20 protein-coding genes are annotated in these 18,283 nt (G+C 48.2%); 2 read left to right on the forward strand and 18 right to left on the reverse strand.

What is annotated here, in order from left to right:
* Positions 1 to 17 precede the first annotated feature (17 nt).
* The 10 genes from ACNI29_RS07210 to ACNI29_RS07255 form a co-directional block, all read right to left on the reverse strand.
* Positions 18 to 1,391 (reverse strand): WD40 repeat domain-containing protein, encoded by a 1,374-nt coding sequence (locus tag ACNI29_RS07210; protein WP_419781528.1) that lies wholly within the window; start codon positions 1,389 to 1,391, stop codon positions 18 to 20.
* The gene (locus tag ACNI29_RS07215) at positions 1,388 to 1,786 is read right to left on the reverse strand and encodes a DnaJ family domain-containing protein (RefSeq protein WP_419781529.1); all 399 of its coding nucleotides are present in this window, start codon (positions 1,784 to 1,786) and stop codon (positions 1,388 to 1,390) included. Before ACNI29_RS07215 ends, ACNI29_RS07210 begins: the two co-directional genes overlap by 4 nt.
* A complete protein-coding gene (locus ACNI29_RS07220) occupies positions 1,786 to 2,412 on the reverse strand; it encodes a hypothetical protein (RefSeq protein WP_419781530.1) in 627 nt (208 codons plus the stop codon). Before ACNI29_RS07220 ends, ACNI29_RS07215 begins: the two co-directional genes overlap by 1 nt.
* Positions 2,405 to 3,367, reverse strand: a complete 963-nt coding sequence (locus ACNI29_RS07225; protein ID WP_419781531.1) for an MlaD family protein — start codon at positions 3,365 to 3,367, stop codon at positions 2,405 to 2,407. Before ACNI29_RS07225 ends, ACNI29_RS07220 begins: the two co-directional genes overlap by 8 nt.
* A gap of 16 nt (positions 3,368 to 3,383) precedes the next feature.
* Positions 3,384 to 4,187 carry an ABC transporter ATP-binding protein gene (locus ACNI29_RS07230; protein ID WP_419781532.1) on the reverse strand — a complete coding sequence of 268 codons (804 nt, stop codon included), beginning with the start codon at positions 4,185 to 4,187 and terminating at the stop codon, positions 3,384 to 3,386.
* Between the two features lie 5 nt (positions 4,188 to 4,192).
* The gene (locus tag ACNI29_RS07235; protein WP_419781533.1) at positions 4,193 to 4,942 is read right to left on the reverse strand and encodes an MlaE family ABC transporter permease; all 750 of its coding nucleotides are present in this window, start codon (positions 4,940 to 4,942) and stop codon (positions 4,193 to 4,195) included.
* Between the two features lie 37 nt (positions 4,943 to 4,979).
* Positions 4,980 to 5,288 carry an STAS domain-containing protein gene (locus ACNI29_RS07240; protein ID WP_419781534.1) on the reverse strand — a complete coding sequence of 103 codons (309 nt, stop codon included), beginning with the start codon at positions 5,286 to 5,288 and terminating at the stop codon, positions 4,980 to 4,982.
* Positions 5,289 to 5,324: 36 nt separating this feature from the next.
* Positions 5,325 to 6,584: a SpoIIE family protein phosphatase gene (locus tag ACNI29_RS07245; protein WP_419781535.1), complete on the reverse strand. Its 1,260-nt coding sequence runs from the start codon at positions 6,582 to 6,584 to the stop codon at positions 5,325 to 5,327.
* Between the two features lie 85 nt (positions 6,585 to 6,669).
* Positions 6,670 to 7,680, reverse strand: a complete 1,011-nt coding sequence (gene rfaE1, locus ACNI29_RS07250) for a D-glycero-beta-D-manno-heptose-7-phosphate kinase (protein WP_419781536.1) — start codon at positions 7,678 to 7,680, stop codon at positions 6,670 to 6,672.
* A 90-nt stretch (positions 7,681 to 7,770) separates the two neighbouring features.
* Entirely contained in the window at positions 7,771 to 8,697 is a 927-nt protein-coding gene (locus ACNI29_RS07255; RefSeq protein WP_419781537.1) for a ParB/RepB/Spo0J family partition protein, read from the reverse strand.
* A gap of 120 nt (positions 8,698 to 8,817) precedes the next feature.
* Here ACNI29_RS07255 and ACNI29_RS07260 point away from each other — a divergent pair, with 120 nt between their 5' ends.
* Positions 8,818 to 9,243: a hypothetical protein gene (locus ACNI29_RS07260; RefSeq protein WP_419781538.1), complete on the forward strand. Its 426-nt coding sequence runs from the start codon at positions 8,818 to 8,820 to the stop codon at positions 9,241 to 9,243.
* A 51-nt stretch (positions 9,244 to 9,294) separates the two neighbouring features.
* Here the strand turns inward: ACNI29_RS07260 and ACNI29_RS07265 are convergent, their stop codons facing one another.
* The 8 genes from ACNI29_RS07265 to ACNI29_RS07300 form a co-directional block, all read right to left on the reverse strand.
* Positions 9,295 to 10,077, reverse strand: a complete 783-nt coding sequence (locus ACNI29_RS07265; protein WP_419781539.1) for a ParA family protein — start codon at positions 10,075 to 10,077, stop codon at positions 9,295 to 9,297.
* 285 nt (positions 10,078 to 10,362) lie between these two features.
* Complete coding sequence (locus ACNI29_RS07270) at positions 10,363 to 11,370, reverse strand: NAD-dependent epimerase (protein WP_419781540.1); 1,008 nt, start codon at positions 11,368 to 11,370, stop codon at positions 10,363 to 10,365.
* Positions 11,371 to 11,372: 2 nt separating this feature from the next.
* Positions 11,373 to 12,155 carry a slipin family protein gene (locus tag ACNI29_RS07275; RefSeq protein ID WP_419781541.1) on the reverse strand — a complete coding sequence of 261 codons (783 nt, stop codon included), beginning with the start codon at positions 12,153 to 12,155 and terminating at the stop codon, positions 11,373 to 11,375.
* 25 nt (positions 12,156 to 12,180) lie between these two features.
* Entirely contained in the window at positions 12,181 to 13,494 is a 1,314-nt protein-coding gene (locus tag ACNI29_RS07280) for an NfeD family protein (protein WP_419781542.1), read from the reverse strand.
* Positions 13,495 to 13,614: 120 nt separating this feature from the next.
* The gene (locus ACNI29_RS07285; protein ID WP_419781543.1) at positions 13,615 to 14,445 is read right to left on the reverse strand and encodes a hypothetical protein; all 831 of its coding nucleotides are present in this window, start codon (positions 14,443 to 14,445) and stop codon (positions 13,615 to 13,617) included.
* A complete protein-coding gene (gene coaBC, locus ACNI29_RS07290) occupies positions 14,421 to 15,632 on the reverse strand; it encodes a bifunctional phosphopantothenoylcysteine decarboxylase/phosphopantothenate--cysteine ligase CoaBC (protein ID WP_419781544.1) in 1,212 nt (403 codons plus the stop codon). The genes ACNI29_RS07285 and coaBC overlap by 25 nt, the downstream gene beginning before the upstream one ends.
* Positions 15,632 to 16,123: a hypothetical protein gene (locus ACNI29_RS07295; RefSeq protein WP_419781545.1), complete on the reverse strand. Its 492-nt coding sequence runs from the start codon at positions 16,121 to 16,123 to the stop codon at positions 15,632 to 15,634. Before ACNI29_RS07295 ends, coaBC begins: the two co-directional genes overlap by 1 nt.
* Before the next feature lie 169 nt (positions 16,124 to 16,292).
* On the reverse strand, positions 16,293 to 16,970 hold the full coding sequence (locus tag ACNI29_RS07300) for a hypothetical protein (protein WP_419781546.1): 678 nt from the start codon (positions 16,968 to 16,970) through the stop codon (positions 16,293 to 16,295).
* Between the two features lie 133 nt (positions 16,971 to 17,103).
* Between ACNI29_RS07300 and queA the strand changes: the two genes are divergently transcribed.
* The gene (gene queA, locus ACNI29_RS07305; RefSeq protein WP_419781547.1) at positions 17,104 to 18,204 is read left to right on the forward strand and encodes a tRNA preQ1(34) S-adenosylmethionine ribosyltransferase-isomerase QueA; all 1,101 of its coding nucleotides are present in this window, start codon (positions 17,104 to 17,106) and stop codon (positions 18,202 to 18,204) included.
* The last annotated feature ends 79 nt before the right edge of the window (positions 18,205 to 18,283 follow it).

Here is an 18,283-nt window from a genome sequence, read left to right on the forward strand (position 1 = left end):
CCAGTCGTAAATAGCAGTTATTTTACTTCATCTTCTGTCAGCGGGACCCATTCTGCAGGGCTGTCCGCCAGAACGGATTTACGTATGGGCAATTCCAACGGATGGGGGTCCTGACGGCCATTTCTTCCGGAATTTTCCCACCAGAGATAAAAGCCCTTGTCCTCGATATGCCTGCCGTAAAGGAGCATGGTTCCTCGCTGGCAGATGAGGTCATAAAGGCGGAAATTCTTCTTGCCTGCTTTATAAACACCCTTGCGGGCTGAAATTAATTTCCAGTCATCAGCTTCAGCACCACTTATTTCTTTACCGTCCAGAACACTATAGTAACGGGTTTCCCGGTCAAGATCACGCACCCGAAGCAACTTTTTTGATTCTGAATAGGAAACAATAAACATAGGCATGCCCAGATGCTCGGTAATTTTCCAGCGATCCACCCCGGTAGAATACACCAATCCGCCGTTATGTTTATATATCCATGAAGGCTCCTGCTCAAGGGCTTCAGATTTCTTTACCGTTCCCCTTTTTCGCAGATCCCAGTAAACCTCGCTGCCGTTATCACGGGTCAGACAAACCACGTACCCGGCCATTCTGGCATTTGCAAAAGGACCGCCGGGCACTTGATCCGAAGACAGACTCGTCTGGTTCTTCATGCCCTGCTTGATAATTTTTCCTGAAGCTTCAACGGCAATCAACACCCCCTGCCCCGGAGTATAGCCGAGAAAAAGAGGTGTCCCTTCCATGATTGAAACTTCATGAAGCGGACCGGAAACAGGACCGCAGAGCAAGGCATTAAAACTATCAATCAGGCCTATCCAGTCACCTGAGCGGGAGAGGGCCATCATTCTCACCGGGCCATGTTCCAACGGCAGCTCTCCGGGAATTCGTTCACACTGCCTGAGGTCAAAAACATAAATATTATTACCGTCTTTACCAGTCGCAGCAATTGTAGGACTTCCGGGACCATACCCGGTCTGCAATGCTCCGCCACCTCCGGGCAAACGGAGTTTGCGACACCTGTGACTGCTCCAGACCCTGATGGTTCCGTCATAAAGAGCTGCGGCAAGCCCTTCTTCATTTCCGGCATAAGAAGAAACTCCACCGGCTATAATCGGCAGGGCTTTTTCTCTTACTACGGAGACATAAACCTTGTCTTCCAGACCTGATAAAGGAGGTTCATACAGTTTGCTGGTACTTACATACTTTTTTTTCAGCAGCTTGGAGACATAACCCTTTAACGATTTGGTCGTTCCCTTTTCCAGCTGAGCGGGGACACCGATATAAGCCTGCCCCACTCTTTCACGGGATGCAGCTTCACCATCCCCCGGATTACCGACGGTAAAAACCAATAAGGCCAGAGCAGCAAACCCGGCCTTGTAATGTTTAAAAATCATCCCTCGTTTCCCTTAATTTTCCTGCTCTGCAAGGAGATACGCTCAACTATACTTTTATAGTATTCATCTTCCTCACCAATGGCTATTTCTTTGCCGCGCGTATTTTTTATGCGCTCAAAAAGCAGATTAACCTTCTGCATCTGCTTGTAACGTTCCTTTTCATCTTCCATATATTCAAGCAAATCAAGGGCAGAATGAATATCTTTTCTAAGCTGGACTTCCGGAGGCAGATATCCGCCGTTCTTTAAGGCCTTGTAGGCCATGCGCAATTCAGCCGGAATCATGGAGTCATCTTCAAGTTCAAGCGGCTTTCCTTTTCCGGGAAGATCCTTGAAATCTCCCTTGCGCTCGGCTTCCTGAATTCGTGATTCAGCTATGGCAGCAATAAAATACACTATTCAGCCACCCTTGCGGAATCTCTGTCCACACTGAAACCGTCTATCCATGCGGCGGTTTTCTGCATCATACCTTCGACAGCATGCTGCGCTGCCGCTGCGATGCCTTCCCCGCTTACGGATTTAACAGGTGCTTCATATTCTATAAGCCTGCGGGCAAGTAATTCCTTACCGCTGCTGTCCCAAAGAGAATAATGAACAGCGACCATAAACCTATCGTCTCCGCTACGCTGAAGCTCAAAGGAAGTAATTACACCCGAAAGCACTAGATCCCTCTCAATACCGGGACGGTACGGGGTGACGACTTCATGGCTTTCCATACAGTTCAAAGCAGGGCCGGCAATCAGATCCAGAACTTCAGCCGGGGTTCCTTCCCAGCTCCAGCGGAAGTCGGGCTTCAACACCTGCCCTTTCGCAATAATTACAGTCTCACGGTCCAAAGCCGGAAGGCTGATGAAACGTTTCAGGGCCAGACGCTGCATATCGGGGTCTACCTTGTCGCAACCGTTTTTGTAACTCTCGCCACCTACCCGCAGATAGGAAGACTGCACCGACTTTCCGCCGATACACCCGGCAGAGGCTAACAGCAAAACCAGAACGGTAACGGAAATAATTCTATTAATCATTTTCAGCTCCCTGCGGCGGATTTAATACCTGCCACGGACGTTCACGCAATGAGCGGGCCAGACGATTCATTTCTCGGGAAAGACGATTTATATTGATAAGTATGAGCTCCAACTCTTCCTGATCGTACTCAACATTGCGGCGCAGGTCGGCGGTCAAACCTTCGATTCCATCTACTGCCCGCGACACATCCGCACCCACACCGCTCAGGGTAACACTCATGTCTCCCTGCAAAGCAGCTATGGCTGTTTCCACTTTCTGCAAAGTGTCAGTAAGCTCCATAGTCAGGGCTGTAATATTCTTTGAGCCGGTGTTCATGGCACCTGCACCGGAGCGGGCCAGATTAGTCCACTCATTCCTGAAAGTAACCAGTGTTGCGTTCGTTTCAGCAAGCACATCAGGAGCCATTTTTAAACTTTTTCCGATGTTGGACATGTTCTCAGGGGAAAAGAGCCTCTCAAAGGCATTTACGGCCCTTTCCAGCTGAGGAGTCAATGCGGCCACACTTCGACCCATCTGGGCGGCAACTTCGTTCATGCTCATGATAACTGCCGAGGGCATGGAATCGCCATCAGCCAATTTTGGACCGGCCTCACTGCGCAATTCCAACAGGATGTAATTATCCCCCACCAGACCTTTCTGAGTGACCATGGCGACCGTCCCCCGGTAAAGGGGAAAATCCCGGTCCACATTGATGATCACAGAAATCCGGCCGGGATTATCAGTGTCCACAGTTATGGAATCAACCTTCCCCACACTCAGGCCTGCATATTTGACCGGTCGTCCCGGAGTCAGGTCTTTTACATTGCGGAACAGTATTTTGTACTGCGAGTAATCGGAAAAGAAATCATGCCCTCCCAGAAAAACAATAAACATGCCGAGCACAGCAAGCCCCGCCAGCACGGCCAAAGCGGCCTTGATCATATCTGCAGCAGAGCTGCGCGGATTGAGTACCATTACATATCTCCTGTAATCAGGCCCGGCTGCGGAACTTCACGGCCCGTTCCATACCGGGATCAATTTCTGTAGGCCTACGCTCAAGAAAGTCGATTATGTATTCATCTTCGGAATGCTTAAGCCCTTCAAGATCGCCCTGATAAAGACAACGCCCCTGATGCAGGACAACCACATGGTCGGCAATGTTGAACAAACTATCCAGATCATGAGTGACCACCACGATGGTCACATTGAAAGTTTCCTTGAGCTTGAGAATCAACTGGTCAAGGTCGGCAGCGGTGATCGGGTCCAGACCGGAAGAAGGCTCATCACAAAGCAGGGTCGTGGGGTCCATAACCATAGCCCGGGCAAGCCCTGCCCTTTTACGCATCCCCCCGGAAAGCTGGTTGGGGAAATAGTGCATAAAATCACCCAGCCCGACCATGCGCAACTTCATGAGCACAACTTCCTCGATGATCGAATCGGGAAGCTCGGTATGCTCCTGCATGGGCAGGGCAACGTTCTCACCTAAAGTCAGTGATCCAAGCATGGCCCCGTCCTGAAACAGAACCCCCATGCGGGTTCTGATCAGCTTGTATTCCTGCTCATCCTTCAATGCGGTCAGATTGGTATCACCCAAAAATATTTCCCCGGAGACCGGGACATTCAAGCCCAGAATATGACGCAGCAGAGTGGATTTACCACACCCGGAGCCGCCAAGGATCACGCTGATCTTTCCGGCTGGAAGCACAGCATTCAAATCCCTCATAAGCACCTTGCCCGGATATCCGAGGCTAAGCTTCTGCAATGTTATGTCCTGTGCATACCTTGATAATTTCATGAGCGTTACCGGAAAAGGAAGTTGAGAGCCGTAAAAAAAAGGTCCAACAAGATTATCATGAATATGGAAATGACAACAGAATTTGTAGTCTTGCGTCCAACATCCGCTGCACCTTCGCGGGCCAGAAAACCCTGCCAGCAACCAATAATCGTGATGGCTACAGCAAAGCCCCCGGCCTTAACCAAGCCGGCCAGAACGTCATGCAGTTTGAGAAATTCAACTGAATTATTGAAATATGTAGTTTCATTAATCCCCAGGGCAATGGCGGAAAAGGCCCCGCCGGAAAAGATACCCACAAAATCTGCCCAGACTGTCAGACAGGGAACCATGATCAACATGGCAATCATTTTGGGAACTACAAGGAAACGGACCGGTTCGATACCCATGACTTCGAGGGCATCAATCTCCTCGGATATCTGCATGGTTGCGATTTCGGCGGTGAAGGCAGCACCGGAACGGCCGGTAACGATTATGGCGGTGAGCAAAGGTCCAAGCTCACGGATGATGGTCACGCCGACGAGGTTGGCGACATAGCTGATGGCCCCGACTTTTTCCAGTTGCTGAGCGGACTGGAGGGCCAGAATGATTCCCGTACAAGCAGAAATGACGCTGACGATGGGAATGGAATCAGCTCCCACGGACGCAAGGTCGCGCAGAAGCCTTTTGCGGTAGAATGATTTTTTCTTTCCGGGCTTGAAACGCAGGCAGCCGAGGAGTCTGGAAACCATCCATGCAAGTACCTGCAATCCATTCATTCCTGATAACTCCTTTCCAGACCGGCCTGAAAAATATCTAGGCTAAACCGAACAGCGACTTGACCTGTGTGAGATTCAAAAGCCGGTCGACCTGATCGGTAACCGCAATAATTTTTACCGTCCGGCTGTCTTTGACCAGCATCCGTCGTAATTCGATAAGTGAAGCAAGGCCGGAGCTGTCAAGATATTCAAGCTCGGAAAGGTCTACACTCACTTCTCCCGAGGTCTGCTTCACAAAATTATGCATTTCATCGCGCAGCTCAGGTGTTCCGGTAAAATCAACTTCACCGATAATTTTTATCAGAGAATCTTCCTGAGAAGACTCCATCTTCCAACCTTTACCCATAAAAATCTCCTTGAACTATATCTTCAAAGACCGGTCTCAGGCCCTGAATATTTCAACCACAGTTGTGTCATCATTGGGAGGGGTATCCCCTCTCCAATCTGCAACGGCTTTTAGCAGAGTCTCGCCGGCCTGCGGCACACCGCTCCGGCGGAGAGTCTCTTCCATGCGCTCTTCCCCGAAGAATTTTCCTTCGGCGTCTCTTGCTTCATCAACCCCGTCACTGACGATGATCAGTGATTGCCCTTTCTCAAGTGTTATCTCGCTGGTTTCAAACTCACCGTCATCAAGGATACCCACGGGTAGTCCAAATGTTTTTTCGATGGGATCAGCCTTACCTTCACTTATTAACAACGGCGGAGGATGTCCCGCCATGGCATATTCACATTTTCCAGTTTCAGGCACATAGCGCAGCAAAGCCATAGTGGCGAATACTTCACCGTTCATAAATTCATATGCCCCGGCATTGACGGCCTTGAGCATTGCCCCCGGTTCCCTTTCATTTAAGGCCTCGGCCCTGATTCTGGTCCACAACGCCGACATAATCAAAGCGGCAGGCAACCCTTTACCGGATACATCTGCCACATAAATATACCAGCTTCCGTCTGAATTGGGTATAAAATCATACAAATCTCCGCCAACGAATTGAGCCGGAACAGAACTGCCCCAGATAAGATTGCCGCCTTCCAATTCCGGCTGGCGGGGATTGAACTGCTTCTGTATACGAGCGGCTGCTTCAAGCTGGGTTTCGAATTTCTGCTGATTAAGACGCTGTATCATCAGCTCGGACCGAACAAGGGCTACCCCGGCCAGATGTCCGAAACTTTCGAGAAGTTCTTCGTCCTCCTGACCAAAGCAGTCTTCATCAACCGAGTTCAAGACCTGAACAACCCCCAACAATTTATCCTGATGGATGATCGGTGTGCAGAGAATGCATCTGGTCCTGAACCCTGACTTCTTATCAGCAACTTTTGAAAAGCGATCATCATTCTGGGCATCGGTTACGTTAAGTGCCTGACGTTTCTCAGCCACCCACCCGGCAATCCCTTGCCCCATGGGCAGCTCAAATCCGGTCTTCAGGTTCTTCATCGCCTTATCACCAAGCACATCATTCATTGCCCAGGCGAACTCCAGCACATTCTTCGGTTCATTATAGAGAAGGATTGATGAAGCCTCGGCACCGGTAACATCCTGTGCAAGCCTCAGTAATTGAGGCAGCAGATCAACCAAAGATTCAATATTTGCCAGGACCTGATTGGCCTGAATCAATTTCTTCAACCTGTTAGCCTGCGTGTTCAAAACTCCTCCCGAATCAAAGTGCTGATATTTTAATACTGGCGAAAGAGATTACACCATTTCATTATGATTTGAAATTATACACTGATCATTTGCTCCAGACATTCACTTCCGGCTTGGGCCAGTTGCGAACTGCCTCAGCAAGTTCATCAACAGATGCAGTGGCGGCACCAACCTGCCCGACCACGATACCGGCGGCATAGTTTGCCAGTACAGCGGAAGTCAGCGGATCAAGACCCGCCGCAAGGCCGAGTCCGAGAGTGGCGATAACCGTATCCCCTGCCCCGGTCACATCAAAAACCTTACGGGCGAACGTGGGCACATGCTTAACCACATCACGAGATTCAAAAAGAGCCATCCCGTCACCGCCTAAAGTAATCAAAAGATGTGTTGGATTAATGCGGTCAAAAAGCCTGCGACCTGCTTCCAGAACATCCTCGCGGGTTTTGACCTGCATATTCGCACCCTCTCCCGCTTCTTTGGAGTTGGGGGTAAGCATGCTTACCGACTTGTAACGATCGTAATTAACTGTTTTTGGATCGACCAGAATGTGCGGTTTGTGGTTCTTCTCTTCCAAAAGATTCCAGAAACGTTCGAAAAATGATTGTGACAGCAGCCCTTTGCCATAGTCGGAAAGGATGACCACGCTATAGTCACAGATCTCACGCTCCAAAAATTCGAAGAGCTGATCCATGAGCGAATCAGCAAAATCTACGGTCTTTTCCCTATCAACCCTGACCATCTGCTGATTATGAGCCATGACACGGGTTTTCTTGGTTGTCGGGCGATCATCTGACTCATAGAGGGAACAGGGGATACCGGATTCAGTACAAAGCTTCTCAAAAACCTGCCCTTCGCCGTCATGACCGACAAATCCGGTCAGATGCGGCTCTCCGCCCAGAGCGGAAATGTTGCGGGCAACGTTCCCGGCTCCACCGAGCAGATATTTTTCCTCAGTCACCTGCACAACAGGAACCGGGGCTTCCGGGGAAATCCGCTCAACAGAACCGATCACGTAATGATCCAGCATCACATCCCCGATGATCAACACCTTGCGGTCCTTGAGTTTCGGGAGAACGCTTAAAATTATATTATCCATTAAATCAATTCCTTTAACATGCAATCTTGTTTAGCTGCACGAACAGCAAATCAATTGTGGTTTGTTCCGGAGATGATGATCTGCAGGTAATTATGAACGAAGCTCAAGAATCGCCACCAGACGCTCAAGCTCTTCTTCGTTGGCATAACTGATGCTGAGCTTACCCTTCTTCTGCGAACCGCTGAAATAGACTTTGGTTTCGAGTGCAGACTCCAGACGGTCTTTGATGCGCTCCAAATTCTCATCTACTTTTTTAGGTTCTTTCTTTTTATTTTTGGAAGATTTCTTTGGCGCAACGAACTCCCCTTCTGGAAGCTCCCCATGTTCTTTAAAATATATTGCCGCACCTTCACACTGCCGTACAGACATGCCGCTGTTCATAAGCCGGTCAAACAGTTCATCACGGGCGTCATCTTCATTCACCGCCATAAGCGCGCGGCCATGACCTGCAGATATTTTCCCGTTCCCGATGGCGTCCTGCATCGGTTCAGAGAGAGTCAAAAGACGCATGGAGTTGGAAAGAGCTGAACGGCTTTTACCTACCTGACCGGAAAGCTGCTCCTGACTGAGACCGAATTTTGTGATCAGTTCCTGATAGCCTTTGGCCTCTTCGATGGGGTTAAGATCTTCACGCTGCAAGTTCTCAATCAGCGCAATCGCCATGCTTTCAAGATCGGTCATTTCCTTAACCAGCGCGGGAATCTCCCCTAGTCCGGCAAGCTTGGAAGCTCTCAGCCGACGCTCACCGGCCACCAGCTCAAAACGATCTCTACGGCCTGCAACAGGACGAACCAGAATAGGCTGTAATACCCCTTTTGCTCTAATGGACTCGGACAAATCCTTTAAAGCCTCGGGAGAAAATTCCTTGCGCGGCTGATTGGGGTTGGCAACAATCATATCAATATCAATCTTCCGGGCATCAATTGAAGCTTCGGATAATGACTTTTCACCTGCTCCTTTTCCGCCTCCCAGAAGGGCATCAAGTCCCCTTCCCAAACCGCCAGTGACACCTGCCATGGACTTTCTCCTTATTTTTTCGGCTCCGCCGAAGCGGGCCTGATAATATTTCCTTTGACTTGATCGCAACCGTGATTATTGTATTCCGAACCCATCAATAACAATGACGTCGGAGGCTGCATGTCTAAACACGATGATAATCTTACTGAACTTTTCGATAAAAATGGCAACCTGATCGGAGCCCTGCTTACAGCCGATCTTTGGTCCAAGGTGAAACCTATGATCAAAGACCTGCTCCCTGCGGAAGCACCTCCGGAACGCCCGGAACCCATTGGAGAATGGGAAACCCTCAAAGAGTACTGGGATTTCCCCTACCCGGTAGATACTGACGTTCACTGTGAACTTTGCGGCAATAAAACCGAGGACTGGGAAAAAGATGATCCCCGCAAATTCAGACTCGCATCCTGCAACCTCGGCGGATTGGTTTCATTTAACTGTACCAAGTGCAAAGCCCGTATCGTAAAAAAACATTTCAAAGATGAAATTACTGTTGAGTGCACAGCCTACGTTGAGAAGAAAGACACAAACTTCGAAGCACGATATTAGTTTTTCCTCAAAGAAATTTAAAAAGGCCGGCACGAATGTCGGCCTTTTTTTTTATTTTTCTTTCTTTTCCGCACCGTGCCTTTTGACCACTTCCTGAGCCAGACTCAGGTAAGCCATCGCACCATTCGATTTTGCATCATAAGAAATCGCAGGTTTTCCAAAACTTGGGGCTTCGGAAAGACGAACATTCCGCGGAATAATAGTTTCGAAAAGACTGTCAGGAAATGCTTTACGCACTTCATTTTTGACCTGCCGGGCAAGTCGATTACGCTTGTCGTACATAGTCAGCACCACACCCAGAACAGACATATCCGGGTTCAGCCTTTTCTTTACCAGCTCAAATGTCATAAGCAGCTGGGCCACACCTTCAAGAGCATAATATTCAGTTTGCAGCGGTACGAGCAATTCTTTCGCTGCGCAAAGAGCGTTGACGGTCAGCAATCCAAGAGAAGGCGGACAATCGAAAATGATGTAATCATACTCATCATCAACTGTTTCAACGAGATCTTTGAGATAGTACTCACGCCCCATCTTATCGATCAATTCAATCTCAGCACCTACAAGATCCTGACTGGCTGGCATGAGTGAAAGATAGGGAATATCAGTCTGGTATATGGCATCCTTTGCCCTCTCCGGCTCAAAAAGCACGGAGTAAACATTTTCTCTGGAATCACCGGGATAGAATCCGAGTCCGCTGGAACCGTTACCCTGAGGGTCGCAATCCACGAGCAGGACCTTTTTTTCCATCACAGCAAGGGAAGCGGAAAGGTTGATAGAAGTAGTGGTCTTGCCTACTCCACCCTTCTGGTTGGCTACTACAATTCTTTTTGCCACTTGAAACCACCTTGTTCATGAGATTTCAATTTTCATGTTTCACGTGAAACATCTCAATCAAGTTGACGTAAAAACAACAGAACCAAAGCTAGTCTGAAAAAAAGTTTAAATCAAGAAAAGTGACCCACAAAAAGAGTCGTTAGAATCATCATATCACCGGATATTCACCGTCAAAACTAAAATTAATAAAATATTCCGGGAAACTAATTAAATTGCAAAATTAACTGATCATCATAAAAAAAGGCCGCTTAAGAGCGGCCTTTTAAAGTAGATATGTATCGGAAACTATACGTTGTAGTACCCGCGATACCACTCAACGAACTTGGCAATACCTTCTTCAACAGTTGTTTCAGGTTTGAAATCAACGTCGCGAACAAGGTCATCCACATTTGCGTAAGTGGAGGGAACATCACCTGCCTGCAAAGGCATCATGTTCTTTTCTGCCTTCTTACCAATGCACTCTTCGAGGACTTCGATATAGCGCATCAATTCAGTCGGCTGGTTGTTGCCGATATTGTAGATGCGGAAAGGCGCAGGGCTGGTTCCCGGATCAGGAGCATCACCGGACCAATCAACGTTTGAAGTGGCGGTGTTCTTCATTACTCTGACAACGCCTTCAACAATATCATCAATGAAGGTGAAGTCACGGAGCATTTTACCGTGGTTGAATACATTGATGGGCTTGTCTTCAAAGATTGCCTTGGTAAAGAGGAAAAGCGCCATATCAGGTCTGCCCCAGGGGCCGTATACAGTGAAGAAGCGCAGCCCGGTAGTGGGGATGTTGAACAGGTGGCTGTATGAATGTGCCATAAGTTCATTAGACTTCTTGGTTGCTGCATACATGCTGATGGGATGGTCCACGTTGTCGTGGATGCTGAATGGCATATTGGTATTCAGCCCATAAACAGAGCTGGAAGAAGCGTAGACAAGGTGCTTAACGCCATTGTGACGGCAACCTTCAAGAATGTTCATGAAGCCGACAACGTTGGAGTCAATGTAAGCCTGAGGGTTGATCAGGGAGTAACGAACACCTGCCTGTGCAGCGAGGTTGACCACATGGGTGAACTTCTCTTTAGCAAACAATTTTTCCATGGCTTCACGGTCAGCCATATCCATGTAGGCAAAGGTGAATTTTTCATTATCCTCAATCTGCTTGAGGCGGTTCTTCTTAACATTTACATCGTAGTAATCATTAAGAATATCAAGACCTACAACTTCATGGCCTTCAGCAAGAAGACGTTTGGAAAGGTGAAAGCCGATAAAACCGGCTGCTCCTGTAACAAGGACTTTCATTATTAATCGCTCTCTTGGTCTTTTTTATCCATTGCCCCTCCCCTGCCGGCAACCGGCGCAAACATCTTAAATAAATCAAGAGGAAGAGGAATGATGGTGGAAGATTTTCCTTCAGCAGACATTTCTCGCAAGGTCTGCAAATATCTTAACTGTAACGCTTCAGGGTGTGCTGAAATGATTTCAGCGGCCTCGGAAAGCTTGTCAGCAGCCTGGAATTCACCCTGAGCATTGATCACCTTGGCGCGGCGCTCACGCTCGGCCTCGGCCTGTTTGGCCATTGCTCTTTGCATTTCCTGCGGAAGATCAATGTACTTAAGCTCAACGGTGCTTACTTTGATGCCCCACGGATCAGTGTGAGTATCAAGAATTTCCTGAATCTCATTGTTAACCTTCTCGCGCTGGGAAAGTATCTCGTCAAGTTCAACGCCTCCACATACGCTACGCAAGGTGGTTTGTGCAAGCTGAGAAGTGGCAAACATAAAATCCTCAACCTCAAGAATAGCCTTGGTTGGTTCGGTTACTCTGAAGTAGACGACAGCGTTAACCTTGATACTCACGTTATCACGGGTGATAACATCCTGATTAGGAACATCAAGAGTCATGATTCGCAAGGATACACGAACCATTCGATCAACTATCGGGATCAGGATTATCAACCCGGGACCTTTAGCTTTAATGACCCTACCTAATCTAAAAATCACACCACGCTCATACTCGTTCAAGACTTTCAGAGCTGTGATCAGAAAAAAAACGACCAATAGGACTACAGGAATAAAAAATGTCATGAAACCTCCTAGTAAATTAACTTGATCAATTCTTTTTTACGATGATTAGAGTCAAACCACGGGCTGCAACAACCCGAATCGATGTTGAGGGATCAAAAATAATTTTGTCCTCTGTCTCGGCATTCCAGATTTCACCGCGCACACGGACCTTCATCCGCTCTCCACGTATTTCTATAACCTCCCCTTCAAGACCGACCATGCTTTCCATGCCGACACCTGATCTTGGTATCTGGGCTTTGGTGACTAAATAAATGACGAATCCGATGAATGCCGAAAAGGTCAAGACAGTTCCGAGAACAGTTCCCAACGGAATCCCCGGAGTGCCTTCACGAAAAAGCACTAGAGAACCGATAAACAGACTTATTACCGCCCCCAGACTAAGCAGACCGTAGCTGACGATGAAAATTTCGAGCACAAAGAGAACCGTACCAAGCAGAAGTAAAAGAAGACCGGCTGCATTAGTTGGTAAAATTGACATGGCATAAAGACCAGTCACCAGACAAAAAGCACCGATAACACCCGGCAAAACTACACCGGGGTGAGAAAGCTCAAAAAACAGTCCCAGCATTCCACCGAGGAGCAGAAAATAAGCTACCTGTGGATCGAGCAACCAAGAAAGCACATCGTACCTGAATCCGGGGTCGAATTCTGTTACCTCAATTTCATCCCTAGAAAATTTGATCTTCTCGTCTCCAAGAACCACTCCCCTAGCGCCGAGCTGTTCAAGAAAATCATCAAAGTTAAGGGCGATAAAATCCACCACATTCAAGGTCACTGCATCTTGAGCATCAACGCTGACCCCATCTTTAACTGACTGGGCATACCACTCGATGTTGCGACCTCTCTTACGGGCGATGCCTTTAATGAGGCTGACCATATCACCGGTAACCTTCTTGCCCATGGTTTCTGAAAGCTCTTCGCCGGATGATGAAACCGGGCTGGCCGCACCGATTGAAGTTCCCGGTGCCATGCCCGCGACCTGAGCGGAAGCAGTAATGAAAGTTCCGGCAGATGCCGCGTGTGCTCCCTCAGGTCCGACCCAGACGCAAACCGGGATTTTGCTGTTCATGATGATCTTGACCATATCACGCATGGAAGAGACAGAACCGCCCGGAGTGTCGAGGCGCAAAAGAACAAGATCATGATCGTCATCACCGGCTTGCGTCACACCGTCTTCAAGAAGATGGACCTGTGCCGGACTTATTCCACCCTGCAATTCCAGCAGTAATACACTGACATCATCGGCTGTCACGATCCGGCTTTTTAAGCTCATGGATATGACCACTGTAATGATGATCAAACAATAAAAGATGCGTGAACGCTTTGCGAATGCATGCATGGCGACTCCCGTGAAATAGCTTTTGACTCCATAATGCCAAATCGCAGGGAATAAATAAACAAATGAAAAAGAAAACCCCGCCTTGGCAAGACGGGGTCATGAATTCAAAAGAGGATAGGTCTAGAACAGGGGTAAACGTAAAAGCGAAATACAAAGCAACTGCTGCTCGTCTACCGGAAGGTTCTTCAAGAAATCCGGGTCCTGCAGCATTAGCATCTGCACCCCGTTGATATGCACAGATGCCGAAGAAGGAGGTGCATCGGGAGCAATTAATGAACGTGTCTGATCTCCGAAGCAGGCCACGAATTTAACTCCGTAAGACTCTACTCCCTTCCAAAAAATGTCTGCCTTGTTTTCGTAGTCATTACCGTTCCAAGTTGTGCAGGGCCAAAAAGAAATGGCCCCTTTGGGAAGTCCCATGTAACCGATCAAAGACTGGAACAGTTTGCGTCGCTCAGTGTCGGCCTGACCTGATAAATCCTGTCCAAGCTGGGAATAGGTCCAGAAAATCTGCAACCGGGGAGATATCCTTGAAGCAAGGGTCGACCACGGAGCAGGCCACGAATTAGGATCAGGCAAACAAATATTCTGCTGAGAAGGAGCAGCTTGGGGCTGGGGCCTGCGTGAAGGCTTAGCCGGAGGGGTCCGGTCAAAGGACGGTCTCGACTGTTGCTGACCGGGTGCTGACTGTTGATTAACCTGTTGTGCCGGAGCCTGCTGCATCTGCTGGTTCTGCTGCGCTGCAGGCTGCTGATTGTGGAACTGCTGCCGGGACTGAGCGGGCTGTCTATTCTGCATCTGCTGATGTGCAGGCGCAGCGGGACGCTGCCGCGCCGGTTTTTCGAGTTCCTCGATACCGGGCAGTGCATCCTTGAAAACATATTGAAGGCCGTTTTGATACCACGGCCTGACGCTTTCAAGTACATTTAATTCTGCAGAAGGAGATCCCATATACGCCACGCTACTTCAGTTTTAGGGAGATCCGGCCATTCCTCTGAACGCCCTGCCCTATCCAGAACATAAACCGAATTGGTTGAAGACTCAAATCCGGATCCGGGTTTGTTGATCGGGTTCGCAACGATCAGATCAAGATTCTTGCGCTCAAGCTTGCCCTTGGCCGCTTCCTGAATACTGGAAGTCTCAGCAGCAAAACCGATCAACTGCTGGTCGTCCTTTTTCATGGAACCGATAGTCTTGAGGATATCCGGGTTGGTGTCAAAATCAACCCGCAAAGCATCGTTACCGGCTTTTTTGAACTTACCCTCGCCATGAGGAATCGGTTTGAAATCTGCGACAGCTGCGGTGAAACAACCGGTGGTGCAGGAAGGCCAGACATCGGTTGCAGCTTCATACATCTGCTGTGCGGAATCAACCTTGATCACATTCATATCAGCGGGAAACCACCAGTTCACCGGACCGGAAACCACTGTGACCTTTGCCCCGCGAAGCCATGCAGCCATGGCAATGCAAGCTCCCATCAGCCCCGAAGAGGGGTTTGACCAGAAGCGAACAGCATCCCACTTCTCACGGGTTGGGCCAAGAGTGATCAGTACGTGTTTACCGCTCATATCATCAGGGGCAACAGCACGTAAGCCGTGGGCATAAATGGATTCCAGAGGTGCAAGACGACCTCTGCCATGATCACCGCAAGCAACATCGCCGCAATCAGGACCGATAAACTCCACTCCCCTATCAGCGAGAATACGGCTGTTATCACGGGTAGCCGGAGCATCCCACATGGCCGGATTCATAGCCGGAGCCACGAGCTTTGGTCCGTTGAAAGCCAACGCCTGACAGGAAAGCATATCGTCCGCCAGACCGTGAGCCATGCGAGCAAGCACGGAAGCTGTAGCCGGAGCAATCAACATTGCATCGGCAGCCTGTCCCGGCTCCAGATGGCCGAAGGTATCATCCATGGTCGGGTACATTTTTTCCCAGACCTTGAAAGCACCAAGGGCCTCATAACTGAGGCCCCTGATAAATTCCTGCGCACCTGAAGTAAGCGTAACGCTGACTTCGATCCCGGTCTTGCGAAACATGCGCAGTAAGTCCAGAGACTTATAAGCTGCGATTGAACCGCTGACTCCGAGGTGGATGCGTTTTCCTAAAAAGCAGTCAAAATTTAAATGTTCGTTCATTATTGTATGTTGTTTTCCTGAAGTCCGCCGCTTTCGGGCATGGCGTCAGATTTGAGTTCAACTGCATAAATTTCAACTTCAGTATTGTAAGAACCGTCAATAATTCTGATGGTGCAGCTCTTGTAAGGCTTAACAAAAGTCAGCTGGGAAAAAGTCGATGTCAAAGCGCTGTCGAGAGTCCAGTTGTCTTTTGCCATCTGGTTCTTAAAGAAGTCGATCAGGCTGGTGTTTTCAACACGGCCTTTCAGAACGATCTTTCCATATTTAAAATTACGGCGATCGGCAACAAAAGACTGATCAGGCTCGCGGCTGAGTTCATTAGGTACAGCAATATCGTCGAATTCGGTGTAAGGAACGAATTCTTCATAGCTTTCAGTTGCACCGCTTGTGGCAACAACAGGCTCTTCGGAATTTTTATTAGTCCCGGCCAGACAACCGGTAAGGCCCACGAAAACCATGGAAACCAAAGCCATTTTAATAAAAGTACGCATATTCAATCCTCCGATTTAATGTCCATGCATTTTGAAATCCAGCCAGGTTATGCTGTACATTCCCTATCACTTATGAGTGGATTCTAAACCTGACCAGGTATGGTTGAAGTGTCTTCTAGACTTTTTCTACAGCCATGAGCGCAAAAAATCAAATCCGAAGGCAGGAAAATCAACCGTTCATGCGCTTAATCTTATCGAGAAAATAATTCTCCATTTCGCGGCGGTCTTTACGCAAGCGGATAAGCTCGGCTTCCATAATTTCAAGTTTATGCTTCAAATTACTGTTTTCGTGCGCTAATTCAGTGGTCGCTTCTTCAAGTTCCACGTCTTTCTGCTCAAGGGCATTAGTCCGCTCGCCAAATTCATCGGTCATGGATTTAATATCAAGCTGCGGCAAGGCCTTGATTTTTTTTTGACTGCGGGCAAGAAGAACAAAAGCTTTTTTAAGCTTATAAATATCCTCCCGCTGTTCTTCTATGATTGACTTCTGGTCGGCAATCACTTCAAGTGACTTGCTCATCTTGTCCATCATCTCGGCAAAAGCTCCGCTCAGCTCAGCCTGAACATTCATGGCCGGTTGGGCAGGAACTGCCCGCTCGGAGGGACTGATCTCAATTGTGCGGGGGAATTCGGAACGGAGCTGCTGCTCAATCTCAGTGGTAACCATGCCATCATTATATAATGTAACGATGCGTTTAAAAATTTCCACTGCGGATTCCGGGTACTTGGTTACCCGGCCCATTTTTTTACTGGACAAAAAATCCTTGAACAGCGAGGCATAACGTCTTGCTGTAGGAGCAGGGATCATCGTAATTTTGGATATTTCAGCTACTGACAACCATTTCATAATCTAATCCGAATTTGGTGATCAACGTGACAATCAAACAGTGTTGTTTGACCGGACAATCAAAGAGCAAACACAGTATTCATAGACCCTAAAGGTGTCTGCTGTAAAGATTCTTACCAGATTATCATCAAGAATGAAAACCGAAAAAATGAACATAAACACAGAAGACTTTTTCCTTAAAAGCTACAACTTTGAACTGCCTGAGCAACAAATAGCCCAATGTCCGGCGGTAATGCGCCACGGCTCCAAGCTCATGGTACTTGATCAGAAAAGCGGTGAAACTAAAATCATGAACTTCACCGATATAGTAGACCTGCTTCCGGAAGGAGCATTGCTGGTTGCCAACAACTCTAAAGTCGTCCCGGCACGTATCTTCGGACAAAAACCTACCGGTGGACGGGTGGAATTTCTGCTGCTTACCCCCCTGCCTCTCATTGAAGGCGAGGAAATCCCCGGTGGATTCAAGGCAAAAGCCCGTGGTCTGCTTCGGGCATCCAAAGGGCCCAAGCCGGGTAACATCATAACTTTTGACGGCGGACTGAAACTTACTGTTCTCGGCAAAGGTAAATTCGGTCTTTCCGAAGTCGAGCTGGAATGGTCCGGAGACCTGAAAAAGATTTTTGAGGAATGCGGTAAAATCCCCCTCCCCCCCTACATCCGCCGTGCAGCAGATGAAAGCGACAATGAGCGCTACCAGACCCTCTACGCCTGTGATGATAAAGCCGGGTCCGTGGCTGCCCCCACTGCAGGACTTCATTTTTCCGAAGAAATTAATGAAAAACTCAAGGCCAAAAATATTCAGCGAGCCGAGGTAACATTATATGTAGGCTATGGAACATTCAGCCCGGTACGCGCTGAAGACATTCGCGACCATGAAATGCACAACGAATACATTGAAATTCCAGAAGAAACAGCTAAAGCTGTAATCAAGGCCAAAGAGGAAGGCAGACCGGTCATAGCCGTCGGTACCACTTCAGCCCGTACACTTGAAGGGGCATTTCAGCAGGCTGGAAAAATATGTGAATTCAAGGGGGAAACTAATATATTTATATACCCCGGCTTCGAATTTAAAGTAGTCGACCGCATGATTACTAATTTTCATTTGCCTGAATCATCACTTGTAATTATGATTTCCGCTCTCGCCGGCAGGGAAAATGTTTTGAAAGCTTATACCGATGCAGTAGAAAACGACTTCAGATTCTTCTCCTATGGCGATTCTATGTATATAAAATAAAGTAGAAATAACGCTTAGGCGTAGTTTTTACGGAAAAATTTGCACCTCAACGCAAATAATTATACCTTGTTTCTCAACA

Source organism: Maridesulfovibrio spiralis (SeqCode), from assembly GCF_048571135.1.
GTDB lineage: Bacteria > Desulfobacterota > Desulfovibrionia > Desulfovibrionales > Desulfovibrionaceae > Maridesulfovibrio > Maridesulfovibrio spiralis.

What these genes read in the sequence shown, in the direction of transcription:
- ACNI29_RS07210 (WP_419781528.1), bottom strand. Translation starts at nt 1,391, where the DNA reads ATGATTTTTAAACATTACAAGGCCGGGTTTGCTGCTCTGGCCTTATTG.
- ACNI29_RS07220 (WP_419781530.1), bottom strand. Translation starts at nt 2,412, where the DNA reads ATGATTAATAGAATTATTTCCGTTACCGTTCTGGTTTTGCTGTTAGCC.
- ACNI29_RS07225 (WP_419781531.1), bottom strand. Translation starts at nt 3,367, where the DNA reads ATGGTACTCAATCCGCGCAGCTCTGCTGCAGATATGATCAAGGCCGCT.
- ACNI29_RS07230 (WP_419781532.1), bottom strand. Translation starts at nt 4,187, where the DNA reads ATGAAATTATCAAGGTATGCACAGGACATAACATTGCAGAAGCTTAGC.
- ACNI29_RS07235 (WP_419781533.1), bottom strand. Translation starts at nt 4,942, where the DNA reads ATGAATGGATTGCAGGTACTTGCATGGATGGTTTCCAGACTCCTCGGC.
- ACNI29_RS07240 (WP_419781534.1), bottom strand. Translation starts at nt 5,288, where the DNA reads ATGGGTAAAGGTTGGAAGATGGAGTCTTCTCAGGAAGATTCTCTGATA.
- rfaE1 (WP_419781536.1), bottom strand. Translation starts at nt 7,680, where the DNA reads ATGGATAATATAATTTTAAGCGTTCTCCCGAAACTCAAGGACCGCAAG.
- ACNI29_RS07255 (WP_419781537.1), bottom strand. Translation starts at nt 8,697, where the DNA reads ATGGCAGGTGTCACTGGCGGTTTGGGAAGGGGACTTGATGCCCTTCTG.
- ACNI29_RS07260 (WP_419781538.1), top strand. Translation starts at nt 8,818, where the DNA reads ATGTCTAAACACGATGATAATCTTACTGAACTTTTCGATAAAAATGGC.
- ACNI29_RS07270 (WP_419781540.1), bottom strand. Translation starts at nt 11,370, where the DNA reads ATGAAAGTCCTTGTTACAGGAGCAGCCGGTTTTATCGGCTTTCACCTT.
- ACNI29_RS07275 (WP_419781541.1), bottom strand. Translation starts at nt 12,155, where the DNA reads ATGACATTTTTTATTCCTGTAGTCCTATTGGTCGTTTTTTTTCTGATC.
- ACNI29_RS07280 (WP_419781542.1), bottom strand. Translation starts at nt 13,494, where the DNA reads ATGCATGCATTCGCAAAGCGTTCACGCATCTTTTATTGTTTGATCATC.
- ACNI29_RS07285 (WP_419781543.1), bottom strand. Translation starts at nt 14,445, where the DNA reads ATGGGATCTCCTTCTGCAGAATTAAATGTACTTGAAAGCGTCAGGCCG.
- coaBC (WP_419781544.1), bottom strand. Translation starts at nt 15,632, where the DNA reads ATGAACGAACATTTAAATTTTGACTGCTTTTTAGGAAAACGCATCCAC.
- ACNI29_RS07295 (WP_419781545.1), bottom strand. Translation starts at nt 16,123, where the DNA reads ATGCGTACTTTTATTAAAATGGCTTTGGTTTCCATGGTTTTCGTGGGC.
- ACNI29_RS07300 (WP_419781546.1), bottom strand. Translation starts at nt 16,970, where the DNA reads ATGAAATGGTTGTCAGTAGCTGAAATATCCAAAATTACGATGATCCCT.
- queA (WP_419781547.1), top strand. Translation starts at nt 17,104, where the DNA reads ATGAAAACCGAAAAAATGAACATAAACACAGAAGACTTTTTCCTTAAA.